Origin of the sequence: Clostridium yunnanense (assembly GCF_016595795.1) — a bacterium.
In the GTDB taxonomy this organism is placed as follows: Bacteria; Bacillota; Clostridia; order Clostridiales; family Clostridiaceae; genus Clostridium_AR; species Clostridium_AR yunnanense.
The window spans coordinates 1-21,522 of sequence record NZ_JAENHN010000002.1 but is presented as its reverse complement, the minus strand read 5'-3'; the positions used below and the strand labels follow the sequence as shown (position 1 = coordinate 21,522).

Sequence of the window (21,522 nt, the reverse complement as noted above, 5' to 3'; positions counted from 1 at the left end):
AAGAGAAGTAGTGATACTTCTCTTTTTTACGTTCAAGTGCATAAATATACTAGTATTAATGAAGGAATAGCACTAAGCTCTTAAATATATAGTAAACATGAGGTTCTAGATGTAGTTAATGGGAAGTTGACATTAAAAAACAAATAAAATATACTTTGAATATGACATATATTAACAAGTGAATCTGCAGGTGTGCTGGAACTGGCAGACAGGCGCGTCTCAGAAGCGCGTGTAGTTTTACGTACGGGTTCAAGTCCCGTCATCTGCACCAGGGGAAATATAGATTAATTATAAAAAGTCAGTATTACAATTTTTATTGTGTGCTGACTTTTTTATATTTGTAAAAAGGAATATTTAATGATATAGAAACGTATAAATTAGTAAAATTCATCATAGGATGTGAGATATTTGGCCAGAAACATTGACTATAGTGTTGATTTTACTGAGGAGATAGAGAGTGAATTTAAGAAGGCAGAGTTTTTAGGGGAAGGGCATAATGGCATAGTATATAGCCTACCTGGAGATAAGATAATAAAAATATTTAGAGAAAAAAAGGTTTGTGATGAGGAGACTGATATATTATTAAAAGTAAAGGGTTCGGAGTTTTTTCCTGTTATACATAATTGTGGAGAATTGTATATAGTAAGAGACTATGTTGGTGGAGAAAGATTAGATAAGTATGTAAAAGATAATGGACTTAACAAAGAAATATGTAAGTCATTACTTGATATGACTAACGAATTTATTAGGCTTGGTTTTACTAGGATAGATATAAGATGCAAGGATATTTATGTCCAAGAAAACATGTCAGTTGTTATAATAGATCCTAAAAATAATTATACTAAAAAAGTAAGCTATCCACGACATTTAATGAAAGGACTTTTTAATCTAGATGCATTAGAAGTTTTCTTTGAAAATGTAAGTCAATTAGATAGGGAAAAATATATATTATGGAAATACAAGATGGGTAAGTATATAAAACTAGGCATAAAATAAGTTATAATATAATTAGCATAAATTATAGTTAAAGTAGGGAGTTATATGGATTACATAAACTTAGCAGAGAAAGCATATAGTCAAGGGCATCTTTTAAAGGCTCTAAATCACTATATGGAAGCCAACAGACAAGAAAATTATTCTAATATAGAAGTGTTAATTAATATCGGGTTAATATATGATGAGCTAGGGATGCAGGATGAGGCTATAGAGACCTATGAAGATATAATTGAAAAAGATAAGTTAGAGGAAAGAGCATACTATGGATTAGGGGTTATCTATGATGATAGGGAAGAATATGATAAAGCTATTTTATATTATAAAAAAGCTCTAGAAATTAATCCTTTGTATGGAAAGGCCTGTTTTTTCTTAGCAAATACATATGATAGTTTAGGAGATAAGGAAAGTACAATACAATATTATCTAAGATTTATTGAAATAAATCCATACGATTTCTGGGGGTACACTAATTTAGGGGCAACTTATGAGGAATTAGGAAAGTATGATTTGGCATTCAAGATGTTTAGCAAAGCTTTAGAACTGGATAGGCAAAATTATCTTGCTTTATTTAATATGGGAGTAATATATACAAAACTAAACATAATGGATAAGGCAGAGAAGTATTATATAAAGTCTATAAAAATAAATAAAGAATATTCTTACGCCTATTTGAATCTAGCTATTCTTTATAAAGATCGGAATGATATTGAATTAGGTATAGAGGTTTTATCAAAAGGAATTGAAAACAATAAAGAATGTGAGTTTCTTTATTATAATAGAAGCTGCTTTTTATCACGTATAGATAGAATAGATGAAGCAGCTGAAGATTTGATAAAGGCTGTGGAGCTTTATCCAGGTTTTATTAAATATATAAATGAAGATGATGAACTTGAAGTTACAAGAAATAGTAAATTATATATGGATTTTTGTGTCACAAGATAAAATCTATCTTGTGGCTTTTTTCTTGGATTTTATATCAATATTAGTTAATAGAAAAGATTAAGATACCTTTATTTATAAAGTTTTTAGAGTCTTTCAACAAATTTTTTCTCTCTTTTGTGTTAAAATAGAAACTATATTCCTATTTTGTAATAATTAATATAAAATAATTTTGTAGGAGGTTATATTATGAAGGAAGATAAATGGCCGTTAGATTTTTTATATTTAAACCACGAAAAGATTGTAAAGACCATACTTGTGTTTGGTATACTATTTATTCTTTTCTTTATTTCTTTTAATATAAACTCTAGGATAGTAATATACTTAATAAATATTATTGTTATAATGATATGTTTTGAACTTATGATAATTTTATATACAACTAATAAATTTGCAGATTCAAAGTTTTTACTATTTTCATATGTTATTTTCTTTATAATCGGATTGCTAAATGTCATGAATATAACTTTGCAAATATCTAGTGGCAGTATAGTTCAACAACATTATAATATTGTGTTGCAGAGTATGGATATATGCAGTTTGGCAGAAAGTATCTATATACATCTTGCTGTTAATACCATAAATAAGAAATACAGTCATAAGAAACTTATATTAATTCACTTATTTTCAATGATTATAATAATATTAGCCTTATATACGTTGACTAAAATTGGAGTTTTTAATAATAGTATTGAGTACATAACTCAAGGCATAAGCATAATAATCTTGATAGTTCCTATGATGAACATTAGAAGATTTAGTTATAAAAACAATAATGAATTCAACTTTTTTAGTATTTATGTGTATATTATGAGTTTTTCTTTTATTATTCACTTGTTGTATTTGATTTTAAATGTGCAGATTCTTCTCTTCTTATTTAATATAGGAAGATTAGGAGCGTACTTAGTTATGGGGGCTGGCTTATTAGATAAATTTTTAGACAAGCCTTATAAAACTATATTCAATGATATTTATTGGCACAATACGCAGCTAGAAGAGTTTAATAAAAGGATATATTTGAAGAATATGACTATGTCAAAGATAAGAGAAAGCATAGAAAGAAGAGAAAATGATTATAAAAAACTTTTTGCCGGAATGCCATTACCAATGGTGATTATTAATAACTCTACTAATAGAATAATGTTTGCAAATAATCAATTTATAAAGATGTTCAATATTGAGAATTTGAAGGATATTATAAATAAAAGTATAAAGTCTATTGTATATAAAAACGAAAGCACAGTTGTTTATAAAGATGATTGTATAAATTATGATGGGCTTAGTGAGATTAATGGGGAAATGGCATATTTTGAAATAAGACAATTTTATATAAATAATAATGAAGACGAATCAATTTTAATATTAAGTAATGTGACAGAAAAGGTAAAGTTCGAAACCATGAAGGAAAGCATCAACCAAAAGAGACTAGAAGAAAAGATGAGAAGAACATTCCTCTCAACTATCTCCCATGATTTGAAGACGCCAATAAATGTAATATATAGTGCAACGCAGCTTTATAAATATTTATTAGAAAATGATGATTTTGAAGTGATAAGAAAATATAATCTTATAAATAAAGATAATTGTATGACTCTGATTAGATTGGCTAACAACATAATTGATACATCAAAGATAGATTTTGATTATTTAAAGCCTCAAATGTCAAGATATAATATTGTAGATATAATAGAAGAAACAATACAGCATCTGGTAGAATATGCAAGAGATAAAAACCTTGAACTTATTTTTGATACAGAAGAAGAAGAGATTTTTGTACTTTGTGATAGAAACTTTATAGAAAGAATAATATTGAATCTAATATCTAATTCGATAAAATACTCTGATGAAGGTGAAATAAAAGTATATTTAAGATGTGATGACCTTTTAGTAGCCATTGAAGTTTCAGATCAGGGGAGAGGAATTAGCAGTGAATATATGAAGAGTGCTTTTGGAAAGTTTAATTCAAAAGATCGAAGTAAAATAGCAACAAATCAAAGTTCTGGACTGGGGTTATATGTAGTAAAGAATTTAGTGGAATTACAGGGTGGACAAGTTTTTATTGAAAGTGGCGAATATAAAGGAACAAAAGTTATAATAAAGTTTACAAGGGAGTTAGTTTAAGATGAATGATAGTTCTATTATAAAATCTAAAAATATTGTGCTTAAACTGTTTATTCCTTTACTCTTAATTATAATATTGGTGTACGAAAAGAATAGAGATTATATGTTCTTTCATCAATTTGTTGAAGTCCTATGTACGACTTTTGGAGCATGCCTTACTATGATGTCTGTAAATAGGTTTAATTTAAGAAGACGTAACCTATTTACTTATATAGGATTATGTTTTTCAGTTTTATGTATAGTAAATTTAGTACACATATTATCGTTTAATGATGGGAAAAAATATGAGGAAGTTCTAAGCTTTACTTTGCCAATGTGGCTTATAACTAGTTGGTTAGAGCATCTGGTGATAATTTTATCTCTATATTTCAATAAAAAATCTATAAGTTATCTTAAAGCGATTATATTATTTTTTGTCTGTGGTATAGCTGTTTTTACTTCTATTTTAATGATTTATTATTATACAAAATCCGATTCAATTGCATATCGTAGATTTATTTTTATAAACTTAAATTGGATGATAATCTTTATTATATTTATTTTTGTTTTTATAGGGATACTTAGAAGTAAGAATATAAGTTATGATAGTAAAAAATATATTCTTGTATACATGTCATTAGCAATTATGTATGAGAGTGTAGCTAAGATGACTTTCACAAGATATGATGATATTAACTACAATTTGATTTTAACTGTGCATATATTGAAGTATTTAGCTTATTACAGTCTGTTTGAAGGTATAAGTAAGTTTCTCATACAGGGAACTTATAGTGAAATGTATGATGAGCTTAAGCAGATGGAGAAAGATCAAAAGCATTATAGTAGCATATTAAAAAAGAGAATGGACTTAGAGATTGAACTTCAAAAAATGATGGAAATGAGTAAAAGTAAATATAATATATTAATTAACTCTATACCAGATTCTATATTGATTTTTGAACGGGAAAAAATTAATTTTATAAATTCTTCTGCAAAGAGTCTATTAGAATTTATTTGTGGAGATTACAAAAAAATCGAGAAACTTAAGTTTACTGAATTTATTGATTATATAGGTTCCTTAAGTAGCACTTATACGGCACTCGAGAAAAGTATTATGAACTTTTCTATTAATATCGATGGAAATATAAGATTATATGATTTATCTACTGAGTCTATTAATAGTAAAATATGCGTTGTTTTAATCAGAGATGTTACGGATATAGGAAAGATTAAAACCTTGAAAAGTGAGCTAGAGGGGTATATAAAAGACGATGAAATAAAAAGACAATTCTACACAAATATATCTCATGAATTAAGAACTCCTATAAATGTTATTTTTTCTGCATTACAGTTAAATGATTTATATCTATTAGAAAAAAATAAAAATGGATTAAGCAAAAATGGAGATAACATAAAAAGAAACTGCCTTAGGCTTATAAGAACTATAAATAATTTTATTGATACAAATAAGTTATCAGAAGGATATTTAACTCCAGACATGAGGATATATAACATAGTAGATTTAGTGGAAGATGTAGCTCAATCTACAGTAGAGTATATTGATAAGTTTAATATGAAGCTAACCTTCGATGTAGACGAAGAGGAGATATATGTGAAATGCGACAAAGAACTAATCGAAAGAGTTATATTGAATCTACTTTCTAATAGTGTAAAGTATGGCAAAGCAGGTGGATTTATATTTGTTTCGATAACCTGTGATAGTGATTTTGTGAATATATGTATTCTTAATGATTCTGATTCAATATCTGAAGAGGAGCGAGATTATATATTTGATAAGTTCTCTAAAAACCAATATTCACTTAATAGTAGAAAAGAAGGCAGTGGTTTAGGTCTTTTTATATCCAAAGCCTTAATAGAACTACAAGAAGGTGAGATTACATTAAATTCATTTAATTATGGAAACAGATTTGATATAAAATTTAAGAGAACCAAAGATCATATAGGAGATTATGAAGAATTTAGAAATGTTAATATAAATGAATTAAAAGAAAAGGTAGATATTGAATTTTCAGATATATATATTTGATAGCTTTAAATATCACAAACTTTTCACATGATTTTAAAATTCATATAGATGAACCACTTCATAATTGAATTTACATTTTCAAATTCTCCTCTCAGAACCCAGAGGAGTTTTGAAAATAGATTTCGGATTGAAGTGTTTCATCTTTATATGGATGTACCATTTAATAACACCTATATTTGAGGCCTCCTCTAGTAAATTAGAGGAGGTCTTCAATTTTTGGGATTTAAGTAATAGTCTTTTATTCATAAAAACTAGAATATAAGTTTATGGAATAGTTTGGTGATAACTTTCATATTATAAAAAAAGCGAAAAAAGGGGGATGCAATGAGTTTTTTTAAAGTAAATAATAAATTTAATATCGGAGATCTCTTAATAAGTATTTTAATTACATTAGGTGGAGGCTTAATAATAGGTTTTATTACTAATAATGCGGACAAACAGTATGTAAATCTTAATAAACCACTGTTTGCACCACCAGGCTGGGTGTTTCCAATAGTATGGTCTATACTCTATATTCTTATAGGGATTGCTGCCTATAGAATATACGAACTAAATAAGCAAGGAAAGAATACAAAAAATGCATTGGTTTATTATTCGATTCAGTTAATACTAAATTTTTTATGGCCAATAATATTTTTTAAACTACAATTATATGGAGTAGCTTTTATTGAATTAGTAGTATTATTGATCTTTATATTTATTACAAGTATAAAGTTTTTTAAGGTAGATAGAGTTGCAGGTTTTCTTATGTTACCTTACATACTGTGGAGTCTATATGCAAGTATATTAAATTTGTTTGTATGGATCATGAATGAGATGTGAAAAGATAATAAACATATGAGAAAAATAATAATTCGATAACAAATTACCGCTTTCATATATTAAATCTACTATAAAAAAAGCAAAAAAATAAAAAAATAGTAAAAGTTTCTATAAAGATAGTTGTTTTATTTGAGAAGATATGGTATATATTATATATGAATTAAAAATTGTTAATACTTTCTAAATAATTTAAATATTTGATTAATAATGTTTGAACATATTATTAGTACAACCATTAATGTAGTAAAAATCTGTTTTCAGATTATATATATAAAGTAAAAGGGGGTGAATCTATTCTAGTACGCAGAATGTATACTAGAATAGGAATTTAATGAAGAGAAAGTCGATAGCTTTATTAAGTACAATCTTAGCTGGAGCAGTGGTTCTAACTGGGTGTGGTACAAAGAAAGATGATACTAAGAAATCTAATGATGCTGCTAAAACTGTTAAGGCAAATGAGGTAAAGAAGGCTACAGAGGTAAGTAAGCTTCCACAGGTTGCTAAAGACAGAAAGGACACGCTTATAGTTGGTGGTGATGCGCCAAAAGGTAAGTTTAACCCACTATATTCAGATTCTGTTTATGATGGTTATATAACAGATTTGATATTTGAAGGATTAATAACAAATGATGCTGAAGGTAATCCAATACCTGCACTAGCTTCAAAGTGGGATATTTCTAATGATGGAAAAACATATACATTTACTTTAGTAGATGGTGCTAAGTTTTCAGATGGAACTGAAGTTACAGCTGATGATGTTGCTTTCACTTATACTGCATTCTGTGATCCAAAGTATGATGGTCCAAGAGTTGATGCGGTTGAAAAGCTTCAAGGGTATAAAGAGTATAAAGAGGGAACAGCAACTTCGGTATCGGGTATAAAGGTTATAGATAAAAAGACAGTATCCTTCACTTTAACACAAGTTAAAGGACCTGGAATATATGATTTTGCATATGGCATACTACCAAAGGCTGTTTACAACTTTGAAAAAGGTAATATGCAAAAAATTAAAGATAGCTTCTTAAAGCCTGTTGGAGCAGGAGAGTTTAAGTTTGTAGAGTTCAAGCAAGGTGAATCTGTTACTCTTGAAAAGAATGACAAGTTCTATAAAGGTGCACCTAAGATAGCTAAGATTATCTACAAGGTTACTAACGACAAGACAAATGTTCAAGAATTATCTGCAGGTCAAGTTGATGTAAACAGAATTACAGCTAACGCTAATACTGTAAAGATGGTTCAATCAGCGGGCTTCTTAGATCAACAAATATTCACAGCTAACAACTACAACTATATAGGGTTAAATACAAGATTACCTATGTTCTCAGATAAAAAGGTTCGTCAAGCTCTTATGTATGGTTTAAGAAGAGATGAATTCGTTCAATCTTACTATCAAGGATATGGTACTGTTGCAAATACTCATAATGCACCAACTTCATGGGTAGATCCAACAGGCTTAAATGAATACAAGTATGATGTAGACAAGGCTAATAAATTATTAGACGAAGCTGGTTGGAAGATGAATGATAGTACAAAGATAAGAGAAAAAGATGGAAAGCCATTTGAAATACATTGGCTAGCTACATCTGATAATAAGATGATGGAATCACTTATTCCTATAGTTAAAGAGGATTGGAAGAAGCTTGGAATAAATGTTATAACTGATATGTTAGACTTTAATACAGTATCAGAAAAGGTTTATGACAAACAGGACTTCCAGATGTATGCAATGGGATGGTCTCTTTCAGTAGATCCAGATCCATCAGGAATTTTTGCTAAGTCACAAGATACTTTAGGTGGATATAACTCAGTTGGATGGCATCCAGATAAATCAGAGGAGTTAATAGCTAAAGGATTAGGTACTACAAAGCAAGACGAAAGAAAGGCTGCTTATCAAGAGTGGACTAAGCTTATAAATGATGAAGTTCCTTATCTTTTCATAGTTAATCCTAAACAAGTTTGGGGTGTAAGCTCAAGAGTTAAAGGAATGGAAATATCAGCATTTAGAGATTGGACTTATGACGCTTACAAAGCAGAGTTAGTAGATCCAACTGCTAAATAATAAGTGAAGAGGAGCAAATGCTCCTCTTTTTACTGTTCAAAATAAATTAATTATTTTAACGTTTAATTATTTTTAATGTATGATAAAATAATAATATGTGGTTTCCATAAATTTCTATAAAGATTACGCGTATTATAAATTAAGGTTATGTTTAAGAATGTTGTTGAAATTAATTGATAAGCTCATTAAAGCATTGGATGAATAACCATTTAATTTCAACATGGTAATTTAATAGCACTTAAATAAAATTATATAAGGAGTTGGTAAGATGTTAATAAAGAATGGTAAGATTTTCACTATGGCTGGACAAGCTTTAGAATGTGGAAGCATCCTTATAAAGGATGGGAAAATAGTAGAGGTTGGGGAAAATATAGATGCTTTAGAAGAAGAAGTGATTGATGCTAAAGGTGGTTATGTAATCCCAGGTATGATTGATGCACATACACATATTGGAGGAGAAGAGGAAAATATGGGTTTCGAAGGTCGTGATATCAACGAAATGACTGATCCGATAACTCCTCATCTAAGAGCTCTAGACGGTGTAAATCCAGTAGATGGAGCTTTTAGAAAAGCAGTTAAAGCTGGAGTAACTTCTGTTCTTACTGGACCAGGAAGCGCTAACGTAATAGGTGGACAGTTTTTGGCTATGAAAACTCATGGCAATTGTATTGATGAGATGATAATTAAAGAACCTGTAGCGATGAAGATTGCTTTTGGTGAGAATCCTAAAAGAGTATATAATTCAAAAGGAAAAGCACCGATGACAAGGATGGCTACAGCTGCTTTACTTAGACAGACTCTTACTGAAACCAAAAACTATATTGGAAAGAAGAAAAAGGCTGAAGAAAAAGGAGACTTTTTTGAAATAAATTTAAAATATGAGTCGTTAGTGCCTGTAATAGAAGGCAAGATTCCTCTTAAGGCCCATGCTCACAGAGCTGATGATATACTGACTGCTCTAAGAATTGCTAAAGAATTTAATGTTCCCATAACTTTGGATCATTGTACAGAAGGGCATTTGATTGTAGATCAAATTAAAAACTCAGGGGTTTCCGCATTGGTTGGTCCAACTATGACTTTTAGTACAAAGATAGAATTGACAAACAAAAGTTTTAAGACACCTGCAGAGCTTACAAAAGCAGGTGTAAAGGTAGCTATTATAACTGACCATCCAGTTATACAAATAGAACATTTACCTCTTTGTGCAGCCTTTGCTATGAAAGCAGGGTTAACCTTCGAGGAAGCTTTAAGTACAATTACTATAAATGCAGCAGAAATAGCAGGCATAGCGGATAGAGTAGGTAGCTTAGAACCTGGTAAAGATGCTGATATAGTTATATTAGACGGAAGTCCTTTCGAAGTTGCTACAACAACTCTATATACAATAGTTGATGGTAAGGTTGTTTTTAGTAAATATGAATAATGGTTTAATTTATCGTTAAAATAGTATATAATTAATATAGCTTCTCTTAAGTGGGAGGCTATATTTTTTGTTTTTTAAGAAGCTATAATTTTAAAATTAACAATTATATATCTATATAAAAAACTTAGTAGAACATTGAACTTCCTAAAAAAACATAGGTTGTTTTCTTAGAAAGGATTTTGATTATGGGAAAAGCTTTATTCGTTACAGAAAAACCATCTGTGGCAATGGAATTTATAAAATTACTAAAGGTTAATGGAAGAAAAGGTGATGGATACGTAGAAGGCCAGGATTCTATTTTTACCTGGTGTGTTGGACATATGGTTACAATGTGTTATCCAGAAGCATATGATATTAGATTTAAAAGATGGAATCTAGGAGAGCTACCTTTTTTACCAAAGGAATATAAGTATGATGTCATACCAAATGTAAAAAAGCAATTTGATACAGTATCTTCACTTTTAAACAGAGATGATGTTGATGTAGTTTATGTATGTACTGACTCAGGAAGAGAAGGGGAATATATATATAGATTGGTTGATCAAATGGCTGGTGCACCTAGTAAAACAAAAAAAAGAGTATGGATAGATTCACAAACTGAAGAAGAGATAAGAAGAGGAATTAAAGAGGCAAAGCCCCTTGAAGAATATGATTCACTAGCTGCTTCGGCATATCTTAGAGCAAAGGAAGATTTTCTTTTAGGAATAAATTTTTCAAGATTGCTTACTTTGGTTTATGGTAGAAAGGTTTCAGAAGTTTTGTCAGAGGAAAAGGTAGTCATAGCAGTAGGAAGAGTAATGAGCTGTGTATTAGGTATAGTAGTAAATCGAGAGAGAGAAATAAGAAACTTTACTAAAACCAGTTTTTACAAAGTCAGCGTAGATCTTGCGAAAGAAGAAAAAAGTTTTGATGCTGAGTGGAAAACTGTTGAAGGTTCCAAGTATTATGAATCACCACTTTTGTATAATGATAGTGGATTCAAGACTAGAAAAACTGCAGAAGAACTTGTGGAGATGCTAAAACCAGCAGACTTAGCTTTGATTGATGAAGTTAAAAAAACTAAAGAAACTAAATATGCACCACTACTATTTAACTTAGCAGAACTACAAAACGAGTGTACGAAAAAATTTAAGATAAGTCCAGATGAAACTTTAGGAGTAGTTCAAAAATTATATGAAAAGAAGATGCTTACATACCCGAGAACTGATGCAAGAGTTATATCAACAGCAGTAGCTAAAGAAATATCAAAGACAATAAGTAAGCTTACTAAATTTGCTTATAATCCTGGTATTGCAGAAAATGCTGTTAAGATAATGAAGAACAATTGGACTAAGGACATTGCAAAAAGTAAGTATGTAGATGATTCAAAGATAACAGATCACTATGCCATTATTCCAACAGGTGAAGGCGAAGGAGCTATAAGAACTTTAGGCAAGCTTGAGCGTGAGATATACGAACTAGTAGTTACCAGATTTTTAAGCATATTTTTTCCTCCAGCAAAATATTCTAAGGTTTCAATAACAGCAGATATATTGGGGGAAAAGTTTTTTAAGAGTATTAAGGTTTGTATAGAAAAAGGATACTTAGAAATACTGAAAAGTGATAACAAGGAAGAAGAAGAAAATTCTTTTGTGTGGATTAATGAATTAAGAAAAGGCAGTAAACTTAAAATTGGTGAGTTTTCTATAAAAGAAGGAGAAACAAGTCCTCCAAAACGATATACGTCAGGTTCTATGATAATTGCTATGGAGAATGCGGGTAAACTAATAGAGGATGATGAATTAAGAGAGCAGATAAAAGGTTCTGGTATAGGAACTTCAGCCACTAGAGCAGAGATAATAAAGAAACTCATAAATATAAATTATCTCATGGTAAATTCTAAGACTCAAATACTTACGCCAACAATAAAGGGTGAAATGATATATGAAGTTATAAGCTCATCTATACCTTCTTTACTTAATCCAATCCTCACTGCAAGCTGGGAAAAGGGATTGAAGATGGTATATGAGAAAGAGATTGAACCATCGAATTTTATGGGTAAACTAGAAGATTATACAAAGAACAATATATTTAGAGTAAAGAAACAAAGCAATTTAAATCTAATATATAAAAAACTAATGGACGTTAAAAATACATATGGTTTAGCAGAAACTAAATAAAGTAAATAAATCCTATGATAAATTCAAAGTGGCTCTATTTCATATAGAGGATTTGAAGATATCATAGGATTTATATTTTTTATGCTGTTAAAGCTGTGTTGAAATTAATTCGTTAATCATCCTACGCTTTAATGAGCTTACGCAAAGAATTAATATGATTTTCTCATATTTCATGGCTAAAACTGTAAACTCACTACGTTCGAACAGTACAGTTTATTAACGCCATTCCATCTGAGAAAATCATTTAATTCTAATAACTCGCTCATATAGCGTCTCCTGTATAACCAATTAATTTCAACAATATTCTTAAGTAAAGGAAAAAAGGTTGAATATAATTAATTACTTATGAAAATGCAATATGCCACTAAGTATATTATATATGAACGGTGCAAGAAAAACTGTCATGAGTCCTGCAAGGCCAATTGAAAGAGAACTCATAGCACCTTCGGTTTCTCCAATTTCTAATGCTTTAGAGGTTCCAACTGCGTGAGAGGCAGTACCTAAGGAGACACCAACTGCAACCTTATGCTTTATTCCAAAGATTTTGCATATCAATGGGCCTATCATAGCACCAATTATGCCTGTAATAACAATGGCAACTACTGTAATAGGTACAATGCCATGAAGTTCATTGCTTATCTCCATACCGATAGGAGTTGTGACAGCCTTAGGGGCTAAGGATTTTATTATTACTGGATCTAATTTGAAAGCATAAGATAATAAAATTATGCTGACTATTCCAATAGCACTTCCTACGAATATACCTATAAATATAGGAAGGCCATAAGCTTTTAGAAGCTTGATTTGTTTGTAAAGTGGTACAGCCAAAATTACTGTAGCTGGTCCTAAAAACATATTTATAAATTGTCCACCTTGATTATAGGTTTTAAAATCAATCTTAAAAATCAGCAAAAATCCTATTACTAATGCGATAGCTATTAAAAGTGGATTGAATAAAGGGAACTTTGTTCGTTTGTATAAAAGTAGACCTATTTCAAAAGCTATAAGAGATAAAACTATACCAAATAGAGCATTACTAGTAAATATATTCATAACTAAACTCCTTAATTAGTTTTCATAATTTTTGTCACAAGCTGAATTACGAAACCTGTAACAGCTATCATAATTATTGTACTTAGTATACAAACAATCAATATTCTTCCCCAAGAGCTTTTTAGAACATCCATTGAAGTTAGTAACCCTACTCCAGCTGGAATGAAGAAAAAAGACAAGTGATCTAGAAAGAAGTTAGAGATGGTTTCTATGTATGAAAGTTTAATGACTTTTGTTAATAGTAAAACTAATAATAAAAGCATTCCGATTATATTACCAGGGATAGGAAGGTTAAAGGTTTTTGAGATAAACTCCCCTATAAAAAATATTACTAGAATAATAAGTAGTTCTCTAAATAATTTCATATACTACACCTCCTTAAACACACTATTATAATTTAGCATCTTTTTAGAGGAAGGTAAACTGTAGAATGGGGCTCAATAGAACATGGTAAACAATTTCATTTGCCATTAAAGATAAATACAGATACAATTTGTATACTTACTCTTGAATACTTTGAAAATCAGCTTGATAATGAAAAAAAGACAAGAAATCTTGTCTTTTAATAAACTTAAGAAATTTCTTCAAGCTTTTGCTTGATTATCTCTTTATTTAAATTGCTTAAAAAGGATTCTTCTAGTGAAAAAGCCTTATTCAAAAGCTCAATTGCTGCTTCTTTATTTCCTTCTTCAGCGAGGATTAAACCTGAATAGTAATAAGGCTCTGAAAAATTAACATAATCATCTATTAAAGGAGTAAATATTTCTTTAGCTTTTTCAAGGTTTCCAAGTCTATAATATATTTCTCCTAGATTTGCTTTTATAATAGAACTGCTGTTATATTTGATTAACGCTGACTCATTAAATTCTAATGCTTCATCCAGATCGCCTTTATTGATTAAAAAATACCCAAGTGTTTCGAAAACTGTAGAAGTTTTATGAGTTGTTGATAGATCTTCTAGAGTTTTTATAGCAGAGTCAACATCATTCTTTTTCCAATAAATTAACGCTTCTGCCATCTTAATATTTTGTAAATCCTTTTCTTTGAATTGTCTCTCAGAGGTTATTTTATTAAAAGTTCTAGCTGCTTCACCTACATCACCATGTTTTAGTTCTAAAAAAACATAGTTTGCAATTATTTTTGCTTTTGATACCTTTGATAATGCTGCTTTCTTATACCAATTTATAGCTTTTGGATACTGATAACTACGGTAAGCTCTATTTGCCATAAAAGCAGATAACATATCACGGTTTGTTATACCTTTATATATAATATATATCCAAAATAAAATACTTCCTATTGCAGGATTTACAAAAAACATAATTCCTAGTATTATGACTATTAAGATTAAATCCTTAGGAAAACTTCTGTTAACATTTCCACCCATAATAATTCCCCCATAAAAATAGTAATATGATAATTATACTATTTTTTTGGGGGAATACAAACAATCAATACTTAACTCTAACAATATTTTCTATTATTGATACTATTTTGTACATTATATAAGCAATAACTGAAAGGATTATTATACTCATCATGACCATATCTAATTGAGATATTTGACCACCATATACTATTAGGAAACCCAAACCATCCTTAGCAACTAAGAATTCTCCCATGATAACACCTACCCAAGAAAGACCTACGTTTATTTTTAAAGCAGATATCATTGTAGGAATAGATGCAGGCATTATTAGATGGGTTAGCATTTGAACTTTATTTGCACCAAAGGTCTTCATTAATTTTATCTTTTCTTCATCTACTTCCTGGAAGCCAGAAAAAACACTCATTATAGTTACAACTATAGAAATAAGGAGAGCTATTACTATAATAGCAGTAATCCCATTTCCTACCCAAAATATTATTATAGGGGCAAGGGCTACTTTAGGCAATGCATTAAGAACTACAAGATAAGGTTCCATAACCTTTGAAGCAAAGTCACTCCACCATAACGCAATGGCTATAATGGTCCCAAGAACTGTACCTAAAACAAAACCTAAAATAGTTTCGTAGCAGGTAACAAGTATATGCTTTATAAGAGTACCTTCACCGTAAAATTGCATTATTGATTTTACAACTCTAGAGGGGGTTGAAGTTAGGAAGGGATCAATCCATTTTAAATCCCCTGCAATCTCCCATAGAGCTAAGAAGATTACTAAAACTAACACTCGTACAACACCAAGTTTTACTTTATCTAGTCTTATTTTTTTAAGATATAATTCGTGCTCTTGTTCTTTATTCATCATTTAAATCTAACTCCTTCCATGTAATATTGAAGTACTCTCTAAATTGCTGCTCATCACGCCTTTGAAGAGGAGTAAGATTCTCGTTAAAGTCAAGAATTAATTCTCTTTTTACCACAGAAGGTCTTTTTGACAATATAACTATTTTTGAAGATGTAGATATTGCTTCTGAAATATCGTGAGTGACCATTATTGCGGTTTTATTTTCTTTTTTTATTATTTGGAAGATTTCATCGCATACCTTTAGTCTTGTTTGATAATCTAAGGCAGAAAAGGGTTCATCCAGTAATAAAATTTCTGGTTCTAAGGCAAGAGTTCTAATTAACGCAGCTCTTTGTCTCATACCGCCAGAAAGTTGACTTGGATAGCTTTTTTTGAATTTAGATAGACCATACTGGGATAATAATAAATCAACTTTTTCAATATTTTCTTTGTTAAGAAGCTTCTTTATCTTTAAACCAAGGGTAACATTATCCCAAAGTGTAAGCCATTCGAATAAGTGATCTTTTTGAAACATATACCCAACCATATCTTGATTGGATTCAGAGCTAGTACCATTAAATAATATTTCTCCAGAAGAGGGCTTTAGCAAACCAGAAATTATATTTAGAAGAGTAGATTTACCGCAGCCAGAAGGACCAATAACACTTACAAAGTCACCTTTTTCTATATTGATATTTATATTATTTAGTGCTTCTATAACTGATTCAGGAGTATGAAAATTCATATAGATATTTTTTATCTCAAGAAGTGCCATATTTTCACCACCTATTAAAAATTTGTCACGGATATACTGATGTATTCTTCACAAGCTTATATGCTTTTCAATACATCTCGTAGATCTTGGAAGATATAGAAAAGATATAAAAATGAAGTAATATACATCTTGAAGCATAAAATCCGTGACAATAAAAATTAAATACTATTTTGATAAATCTTTTAATGCTTTTTCTCCAAAGGAGTTATCAATTATCTTATCGAATGCTGGTCTTGAAGGGATTAAACTAGCTTGATAAGATTGAATTATATCCATTAATCTATTGTAGTCTTCCTCTTTCATTGTAGGAACTTTAGCAAAAGCATCAATAGATCTATAATTTTTTACAACGTTAGTTAGTATATCTTGGTCTGTTCCAGGGAAGAAGGATATGATTGATTTAGCAACATCAGCGTCACTATTCTTTTGCACCCATTGTTGGCCTTTAACTATAGCACGTGTAAATTTCTCGATTATATCAGGATTCTTTTCTATATATGATTTAGTTGCGTAGAAGCAAGTGTAAGGTAATGTTCCAGCTGATGCTCCAACAGAAGCAACTATACTACCAGCTTTTTCTTTTTCAAGCATAGAACCTGTAGGCTCGAAGAGGGCAACATAATCGCCTGTTCCACCTTTGAAGGCACCGCCAGTTGCAGTGTAAGCTATATTAGTTATAACATTGACGTCTTTACCAGGTTGCAGACCATGGTTTCTTAAAACATACTCTAAAGCCATTTCAGGAACACCACCAGGACGACCACCTACGATAGTCTTGCCTTTGACAGATTCCCAAGTAAAGTTTTTATCCTCAGTTCTTCCAACTAAGAAAGAACCATCTTTTTGAGTTAATTGAGCAAATACTATTGGGTAGTCCTCTCTTTTTTGATTATAGATGTATATAACTTGTTCAGGTCCACTAAAACCTATATCAACGCTTTTGGATAATACTTGCTGCATAGTCTTGTCTGCAACCCGTGCAGAAACACAAACGGCAGAGACCCTGTGATTTCAAGGGCTTCTGCCATTTATATTTCTAGTTTTTATTTTTATATTTCAGTGAAATTAGAATAATTCCTGAAATAAATGTTAGAACAAGAAAAGTTGTTTGAAGAGTTGAATTTCTCTTTACCCAAGGAGAATCTACTAATGCAACTATTACTAATGGAATTAAATATAGTAGATATGATGACTTTCTATCTCTTATAGAAATATATATGAAAAGTATTGCTAATAGTATTGATAATATTAAACCAGGTATAAAGTAATCTCTATGTTGTATGATTATCACCTCATTGATAAATATATAATTAAAATAACTAGTGGCTTTCTTAGCTGAAAATTAAATTAGTTCATCTAGTTAATAATTATATGTCAATAAATTAGTATTAAACATAAGTTTTAAAAAAAATATATGTTTTCTTTATGAGGACTTCATCCTAGATTTTTTAGAGGATACAAAAGATATTATTACAATAAATTGAGAATATGCAACACCTTCTGCAATTGAATAGTAAATGCCAGCAATGTGAGATTCACTGGCTCCTCCAAGGACACCCACAAATATGAAAAAGGTTAAGAAAATAGCCGTGATTCTTCGTGTATTACTTTTATCAAGCCAGTGATCAAACTTTAATTTAGAGCAAATAAAAAATAATATTGATGCGAAAATACCAATTAAAACCATGGTGTTAAGTATATGGTTCATATAGATGCTCCTTTCAAGTAATAGAAATTTAATGTCTAAAGATAATCAATAATTAATTATCTTTGTGATTGTCTTTTATAGCGTCAGCAAGAATTAAGGTACATACTACAATAACAGCACATAGTATTGATATAGCACTAACAATAAGTCCAGCACTGTCTCTAACATCAGCTTCAAAATTTGTAGATATATAATTAACAGACAAAAAAATTAGAAGACCTATAAAGACATAGGTAGCATATTTTTTCATTTAAAAACCCTCCTAATAGTACTAGTACTTTTTTCATTTATTACTCCTTGTGCATGAGATATTTGAATGAATTAGATTTGGTGTGTAAAATTGTTAGAAAAATAGAGCGGCTAATTCGTAAGTTCCAATCCATAAAGTTTATTGCTTTGTTTATCACAGATTAAAAGGAAAAAACCATTTGAAGCTTTTGGCTTGAGATAATATAGATTTCCTTTAGTTGTTGGAACAGGGTATTTCAAGAATAAATCATTATTCTTAGTGCCATTACTGGTTACCCACTTGTTTATTATCTTTACTCGGTCATTTATTAAATCTATATCAGATTGAGTATTTATTTCTTTCCATATAGACATATTTACTAACTTTTTGAAGTTCTTGTCACTGTATTCACATATAGTATATATTTCTCCATCTCCAGTAGGACCACTTTCATAAAAGGGCTTCATCTCTTTTGCAGGAGTAGGAACTTTTATCCCGAAGTTGATATACCATAAGCCATGTTCAGTAGTCGTGGTTTCAACGGCCTTTTTCCCTAGAAAGACTCCAGAAATTATTACTATAATAAGAATAAGTTTGGGTATCGTTAACAGCTTTTTTGTTCTCATAAAACCTCACTTATAATAAAAGTATTGTTATTTATTTTTAATATTAAAATAAATTTTTTTGAATTATCATTTGTGATTCTTTGAAGCACTAAGTAGATCTACAACATGTTCTCAAAGCAATACATGGTTAGGCCACCTGAAGAGTTAGTGTTTATTATCATAAGTAGATAGGATGGTTTCTTTTCTATTAGTTTATATTTAAGTGTGGAATTATTATATGCAACTAGGTCTGTAAGTTCATTTAGAGCATTTTTATCTTTTATAGATTTAGCGAAATCGTTATATCTATCAAGTGCTAGACTATCAAAAGATGAGAAGGTTAAATTGCTATTTAAGTTATTTAACATTTCTTTTGAATATACCAACTTAGTGAGCTTTAAGCCATCACTAGGAAATCCACCTATTTCATTTGATAGCACAGTTGCTTCCTTTGTATTAGGTAAATGGGCACTCCAGTTGATATTAATTAATGTTACTGGATCTAATGATTTATTAAACCTGCTTATCATTGATTTTATGATTAGAAATGATGAAATAATCACTATAAAAATTATAGCGGTTAAAGTTATAAGTATCTTTTTTCTTTTAATATTCATATAAGCCTCCGCTGTATTTGATTGAGATATTTATAGTAAATAAAGTATAATAGTATTAATTCAAGCCAATGGTCAAATTTTAGTTTTGAGCAAATGAAGTATAATATGAATGTGAAAATGGTAATTGAAATTATAGATGCAAGTATATGGTTCATATAGATCCTCCTTTTATGTGGTAGGAATTGAATGTTCAAATATAATCAACAGTTAATTACCTTTGTGATTTCCTTTTATTGCATGAGCAAGAATTAGTGTACAGATAACAATTACAGCACATAACATTGAGATAGCACTAGCAACAACTCCAAAATCATTTCCAAAGTTCAAAGAAACAAAATCTACAACCATGAAAACTAGAAGACCTATAAAAACATAAAGAGCATACTTCATTTACAAATCCTCCTAATTTATATTAAGAAATGAATTATTTATTTTGTCTTTCATAAATAGCCCAGAAGTCCATGAGTCCACGAACTACAATTTTATTATGTTGTTTATCATCCTTTAGCTCTCTTACCCAGGTAGGGGAAAAATAATTCTCAATAACGCCATCATGCTTTTTTACAGTTCCAATAGTCTTTCCCATATTCTTATCGCCATCAGTAAGAGTTTTACTATACACATAAACGCTATCTTCAAATAATATATTACCGTTAGAGGTATACTGATATTTATCAAGATATACCATTGTATATACAAAATTTGAAACTATGTATAACACAATTAATAAAGGAATTGCCAAGAAGAATTTTTTTCTTTTCATTTTATTGCACCTATCTTTTATATAGTAGTTGATGAAATATAGTATAAGTATATTAGTTTTTTACATAAATTCTTAACAAAAAAGGAGAAAGGAGTAGTATAAAAATGAGCCATAAAATAGCTAGAATTGAGTAAGTTTGTGGATTGAATGCTTTTATTATTTCACTTCTAAGAAATAACGGAAAACATGCACCTACTATAATTAATAGACGATATCGTCCTATTATGTAATACTCAGTTTTGCACTCATCACATCTTATATTTCTAAAGCCGCTCATTATTGATATAAATACTTTAAGCCAGCTAATTTTATTACTGCATTTTTCACACTTTTGAATGAACATAAAATTAAAATCTCCTCTGTTTATAAAATAATTTAAAGCAAGTTATTTCTTTATATGATATCTAAAAATAAAAGGAGTTATAAGTATTAATACTAAAATATACGTTATTATTATAAGTAAGTAGTACAGTATATTAGTTTGTATATGCTTTATTATAGGCAATTGAAGCATAGGTAGAGCACCAATAAGTATTGCGAAAAATATACGAGAAGTCATGTTAATGTAATGCTTAGTCTTACAGTGGGCGCATTTTATTGATTTGCTATAGCCTTCAGTCCAAACTGACTTAATTACACATTTCCACGTAAACTCCTTAGAGCAGTTTTTGCATTTCTGAATAAACATTTACTAAATTCTCCTTATTTATCTTATATTTTAGGCTTACTTCAGTGCTTCAATATCCCCACTTTGAATTGCAGCTATGTTAGTTTGAATCTTTTCATAGCTCCAGTCCCACCATTTTAGATTAAGAAGGTCTTCTATAATTGTAGCCTAAATCATAATTTTATTATCTTTTAAATGGTTCTTTGATATAGGTATCCCAGATTAAAGTTTAAGTTATACAAGGTAGTTTCTGGCATATGCTAACGAACAAATCTCATCCTTTTTCGAATTAAGTTCGATAAAGATATTTTTAATATCTGAAATAAGTTCAT

23 protein-coding genes and 1 tRNA gene are annotated in these 21,522 nt (G+C 29.8%); 9 read left to right on the top strand and 15 right to left on the bottom strand.

Annotation, left to right across the window (positions count from 1 at the left end):
• Positions 1-186 precede the first annotated feature (186 nt).
• The 9 genes from JHL18_RS00125 (at position 187) to JHL18_RS00085 (ending at position 12,545) form a co-directional block, all read left to right on the top strand.
• Positions 187-271, top strand: a tRNA-Leu gene (locus tag JHL18_RS00125).
• A gap of 137 nt (positions 272-408) precedes the next feature.
• The gene (locus JHL18_RS00120) at positions 409-996 is read left to right on the top strand and encodes a protein kinase (protein ID WP_200265608.1); all 588 of its coding nucleotides are present in this window, start codon (positions 409-411) and stop codon (positions 994-996) included.
• 45 nt (positions 997-1,041) lie between these two features.
• A complete protein-coding gene (locus tag JHL18_RS00115) occupies positions 1,042-1,938 on the top strand; it encodes a tetratricopeptide repeat protein (RefSeq protein WP_200265606.1) in 897 nt (298 codons plus the stop codon).
• Between the two features lie 186 nt (positions 1,939-2,124).
• Positions 2,125-4,056 (top strand): sensor histidine kinase, encoded by a 1,932-nt coding sequence (locus JHL18_RS00110; RefSeq protein ID WP_200265604.1) that lies wholly within the window; start codon positions 2,125-2,127, stop codon positions 4,054-4,056.
• Between the two features lies 1 nt (position 4,057).
• Positions 4,058-6,082 (top strand): ATP-binding protein, encoded by a 2,025-nt coding sequence (locus JHL18_RS00105; protein ID WP_200265602.1) that lies wholly within the window; start codon positions 4,058-4,060, stop codon positions 6,080-6,082.
• Positions 6,083-6,406: 324 nt separating this feature from the next.
• Complete coding sequence (locus tag JHL18_RS00100; RefSeq protein WP_200265600.1) at positions 6,407-6,904, top strand: TspO/MBR family protein; 498 nt, start codon at positions 6,407-6,409, stop codon at positions 6,902-6,904.
• A 331-nt stretch (positions 6,905-7,235) separates the two neighbouring features.
• Complete coding sequence (locus JHL18_RS00095; protein WP_200265598.1) at positions 7,236-8,963, top strand: ABC transporter substrate-binding protein; 1,728 nt, start codon at positions 7,236-7,238, stop codon at positions 8,961-8,963.
• Positions 8,964-9,231: 268 nt separating this feature from the next.
• Positions 9,232-10,386 (top strand): amidohydrolase, encoded by a 1,155-nt coding sequence (locus JHL18_RS00090; protein WP_200265596.1) that lies wholly within the window; start codon positions 9,232-9,234, stop codon positions 10,384-10,386.
• Positions 10,387-10,571: 185 nt separating this feature from the next.
• Entirely contained in the window at positions 10,572-12,545 is a 1,974-nt protein-coding gene (locus tag JHL18_RS00085; RefSeq protein WP_200265594.1) for a DNA topoisomerase, read from the top strand.
• A gap of 339 nt (positions 12,546-12,884) precedes the next feature.
• On the opposite strand, the gene JHL18_RS00080 is transcribed toward JHL18_RS00085, so the two are convergent.
• From JHL18_RS00080 to JHL18_RS26550, 15 genes are all read right to left on the bottom strand, one after another.
• The gene (locus JHL18_RS00080) at positions 12,885-13,598 is read right to left on the bottom strand and encodes an LrgB family protein (protein WP_200265592.1); all 714 of its coding nucleotides are present in this window, start codon (positions 13,596-13,598) and stop codon (positions 12,885-12,887) included.
• Positions 13,599-13,609: 11 nt separating this feature from the next.
• Positions 13,610-13,963, bottom strand: coding sequence for a CidA/LrgA family protein (locus tag JHL18_RS00075; protein ID WP_183276647.1), 354 nt, complete (start codon positions 13,961-13,963; stop codon positions 13,610-13,612).
• 206 nt (positions 13,964-14,169) lie between these two features.
• The gene (locus tag JHL18_RS00070) at positions 14,170-14,985 is read right to left on the bottom strand and encodes a tetratricopeptide repeat protein (protein ID WP_200265590.1); all 816 of its coding nucleotides are present in this window, start codon (positions 14,983-14,985) and stop codon (positions 14,170-14,172) included.
• Between the two features lie 64 nt (positions 14,986-15,049).
• Complete coding sequence (locus JHL18_RS00065; protein WP_200265588.1) at positions 15,050-15,847, bottom strand: ABC transporter permease; 798 nt, start codon at positions 15,845-15,847, stop codon at positions 15,050-15,052.
• Positions 15,837-16,601, bottom strand: a complete 765-nt coding sequence (locus JHL18_RS00060) for an ABC transporter ATP-binding protein (protein ID WP_200265587.1) — start codon at positions 16,599-16,601, stop codon at positions 15,837-15,839. Before JHL18_RS00060 ends, JHL18_RS00065 begins: the two co-directional genes overlap by 11 nt.
• 165 nt (positions 16,602-16,766) lie before the next feature.
• Positions 16,767-17,561 (bottom strand): ABC transporter substrate-binding protein, encoded by a 795-nt coding sequence (locus tag JHL18_RS00055; RefSeq protein WP_200265586.1) that lies wholly within the window; start codon positions 17,559-17,561, stop codon positions 16,767-16,769.
• Between the two features lie 76 nt (positions 17,562-17,637).
• Complete coding sequence (locus JHL18_RS25705) at positions 17,638-17,892, bottom strand: hypothetical protein (RefSeq protein WP_207752933.1); 255 nt, start codon at positions 17,890-17,892, stop codon at positions 17,638-17,640.
• 132 nt (positions 17,893-18,024) lie between these two features.
• On the bottom strand, positions 18,025-18,309 hold the full coding sequence (locus JHL18_RS00050; RefSeq protein ID WP_200265585.1) for a hypothetical protein: 285 nt from the start codon (positions 18,307-18,309) through the stop codon (positions 18,025-18,027).
• A 52-nt stretch (positions 18,310-18,361) separates the two neighbouring features.
• Positions 18,362-18,559, bottom strand: coding sequence for a hypothetical protein (locus JHL18_RS00045; RefSeq protein WP_200265584.1), 198 nt, complete (start codon positions 18,557-18,559; stop codon positions 18,362-18,364).
• Between the two features lie 110 nt (positions 18,560-18,669).
• Positions 18,670-19,164 carry a hypothetical protein gene (locus JHL18_RS00040; protein ID WP_200265583.1) on the bottom strand — a complete coding sequence of 165 codons (495 nt, stop codon included), beginning with the start codon at positions 19,162-19,164 and terminating at the stop codon, positions 18,670-18,672.
• A 98-nt stretch (positions 19,165-19,262) separates the two neighbouring features.
• On the bottom strand, positions 19,263-19,760 hold the full coding sequence (locus tag JHL18_RS00035; protein WP_200265581.1) for a hypothetical protein: 498 nt from the start codon (positions 19,758-19,760) through the stop codon (positions 19,263-19,265).
• Positions 19,761-19,967: 207 nt separating this feature from the next.
• Positions 19,968-20,150, bottom strand: coding sequence for a hypothetical protein (locus tag JHL18_RS00030; RefSeq protein ID WP_200265579.1), 183 nt, complete (start codon positions 20,148-20,150; stop codon positions 19,968-19,970).
• A gap of 34 nt (positions 20,151-20,184) precedes the next feature.
• On the bottom strand, positions 20,185-20,523 hold the full coding sequence (locus JHL18_RS00025; protein ID WP_200265577.1) for a hypothetical protein: 339 nt from the start codon (positions 20,521-20,523) through the stop codon (positions 20,185-20,187).
• A 52-nt stretch (positions 20,524-20,575) separates the two neighbouring features.
• Positions 20,576-20,866, bottom strand: a complete 291-nt coding sequence (locus JHL18_RS00020) for a TIGR04104 family putative zinc finger protein (protein WP_200265575.1) — start codon at positions 20,864-20,866, stop codon at positions 20,576-20,578.
• Between the two features lie 42 nt (positions 20,867-20,908).
• Positions 20,909-21,211 carry a TIGR04104 family putative zinc finger protein gene (locus JHL18_RS26550; RefSeq protein ID WP_200265573.1) on the bottom strand — a complete coding sequence of 101 codons (303 nt, stop codon included), beginning with the start codon at positions 21,209-21,211 and terminating at the stop codon, positions 20,909-20,911.
• Between the last annotated feature and the right edge of the window lie 311 nt (positions 21,212-21,522).

Excerpts from the sequence above, each read along its gene's own strand:
- JHL18_RS00115 (WP_200265606.1), top strand. The coding sequence starts at position 1,042 with ATGGATTACATAAACTTAGCAGAGAAAGCATATAGTCAAGGGCATCTT.
- JHL18_RS00110 (WP_200265604.1), top strand. The coding sequence starts at position 2,125 with ATGAAGGAAGATAAATGGCCGTTAGATTTTTTATATTTAAACCACGAA.
- JHL18_RS00105 (WP_200265602.1), top strand. The coding sequence starts at position 4,058 with ATGAATGATAGTTCTATTATAAAATCTAAAAATATTGTGCTTAAACTG.
- JHL18_RS00100 (WP_200265600.1), top strand. The coding sequence starts at position 6,407 with ATGAGTTTTTTTAAAGTAAATAATAAATTTAATATCGGAGATCTCTTA.
- JHL18_RS00095 (WP_200265598.1), top strand. The coding sequence starts at position 7,236 with ATGAAGAGAAAGTCGATAGCTTTATTAAGTACAATCTTAGCTGGAGCA.
- JHL18_RS00090 (WP_200265596.1), top strand. The coding sequence starts at position 9,232 with ATGTTAATAAAGAATGGTAAGATTTTCACTATGGCTGGACAAGCTTTA.
- JHL18_RS00085 (WP_200265594.1), top strand. The coding sequence starts at position 10,572 with ATGGGAAAAGCTTTATTCGTTACAGAAAAACCATCTGTGGCAATGGAA.
- JHL18_RS00080 (WP_200265592.1), bottom strand. The coding sequence starts at position 13,598 with ATGAATATATTTACTAGTAATGCTCTATTTGGTATAGTTTTATCTCTT.
- JHL18_RS00075 (WP_183276647.1), bottom strand. The coding sequence starts at position 13,963 with ATGAAATTATTTAGAGAACTACTTATTATTCTAGTAATATTTTTTATA.
- JHL18_RS00070 (WP_200265590.1), bottom strand. The coding sequence starts at position 14,985 with ATGGGTGGAAATGTTAACAGAAGTTTTCCTAAGGATTTAATCTTAATA.
- JHL18_RS00065 (WP_200265588.1), bottom strand. The coding sequence starts at position 15,847 with ATGATGAATAAAGAACAAGAGCACGAATTATATCTTAAAAAAATAAGA.
- JHL18_RS00060 (WP_200265587.1), bottom strand. The coding sequence starts at position 16,601 with ATGGCACTTCTTGAGATAAAAAATATCTATATGAATTTTCATACTCCT.
- JHL18_RS00055 (WP_200265586.1), bottom strand. The coding sequence starts at position 17,561 with ATGCAGCAAGTATTATCCAAAAGCGTTGATATAGGTTTTAGTGGACCT.
- JHL18_RS00050 (WP_200265585.1), bottom strand. The coding sequence starts at position 18,309 with ATGAACCATATACTTAACACCATGGTTTTAATTGGTATTTTCGCATCA.
- JHL18_RS00045 (WP_200265584.1), bottom strand. The coding sequence starts at position 18,559 with ATGAAAAAATATGCTACCTATGTCTTTATAGGTCTTCTAATTTTTTTG.
- JHL18_RS00040 (WP_200265583.1), bottom strand. The coding sequence starts at position 19,164 with ATGAGAACAAAAAAGCTGTTAACGATACCCAAACTTATTCTTATTATA.
- JHL18_RS00035 (WP_200265581.1), bottom strand. The coding sequence starts at position 19,760 with ATGAATATTAAAAGAAAAAAGATACTTATAACTTTAACCGCTATAATT.
- JHL18_RS00030 (WP_200265579.1), bottom strand. The coding sequence starts at position 20,150 with ATGAAGTATGCTCTTTATGTTTTTATAGGTCTTCTAGTTTTCATGGTT.
- JHL18_RS00025 (WP_200265577.1), bottom strand. The coding sequence starts at position 20,523 with ATGAAAAGAAAAAAATTCTTCTTGGCAATTCCTTTATTAATTGTGTTA.
- JHL18_RS00020 (WP_200265575.1), bottom strand. The coding sequence starts at position 20,866 with ATGTTCATTCAAAAGTGTGAAAAATGCAGTAATAAAATTAGCTGGCTT.
- JHL18_RS26550 (WP_200265573.1), bottom strand. The coding sequence starts at position 21,211 with ATGTTTATTCAGAAATGCAAAAACTGCTCTAAGGAGTTTACGTGGAAA.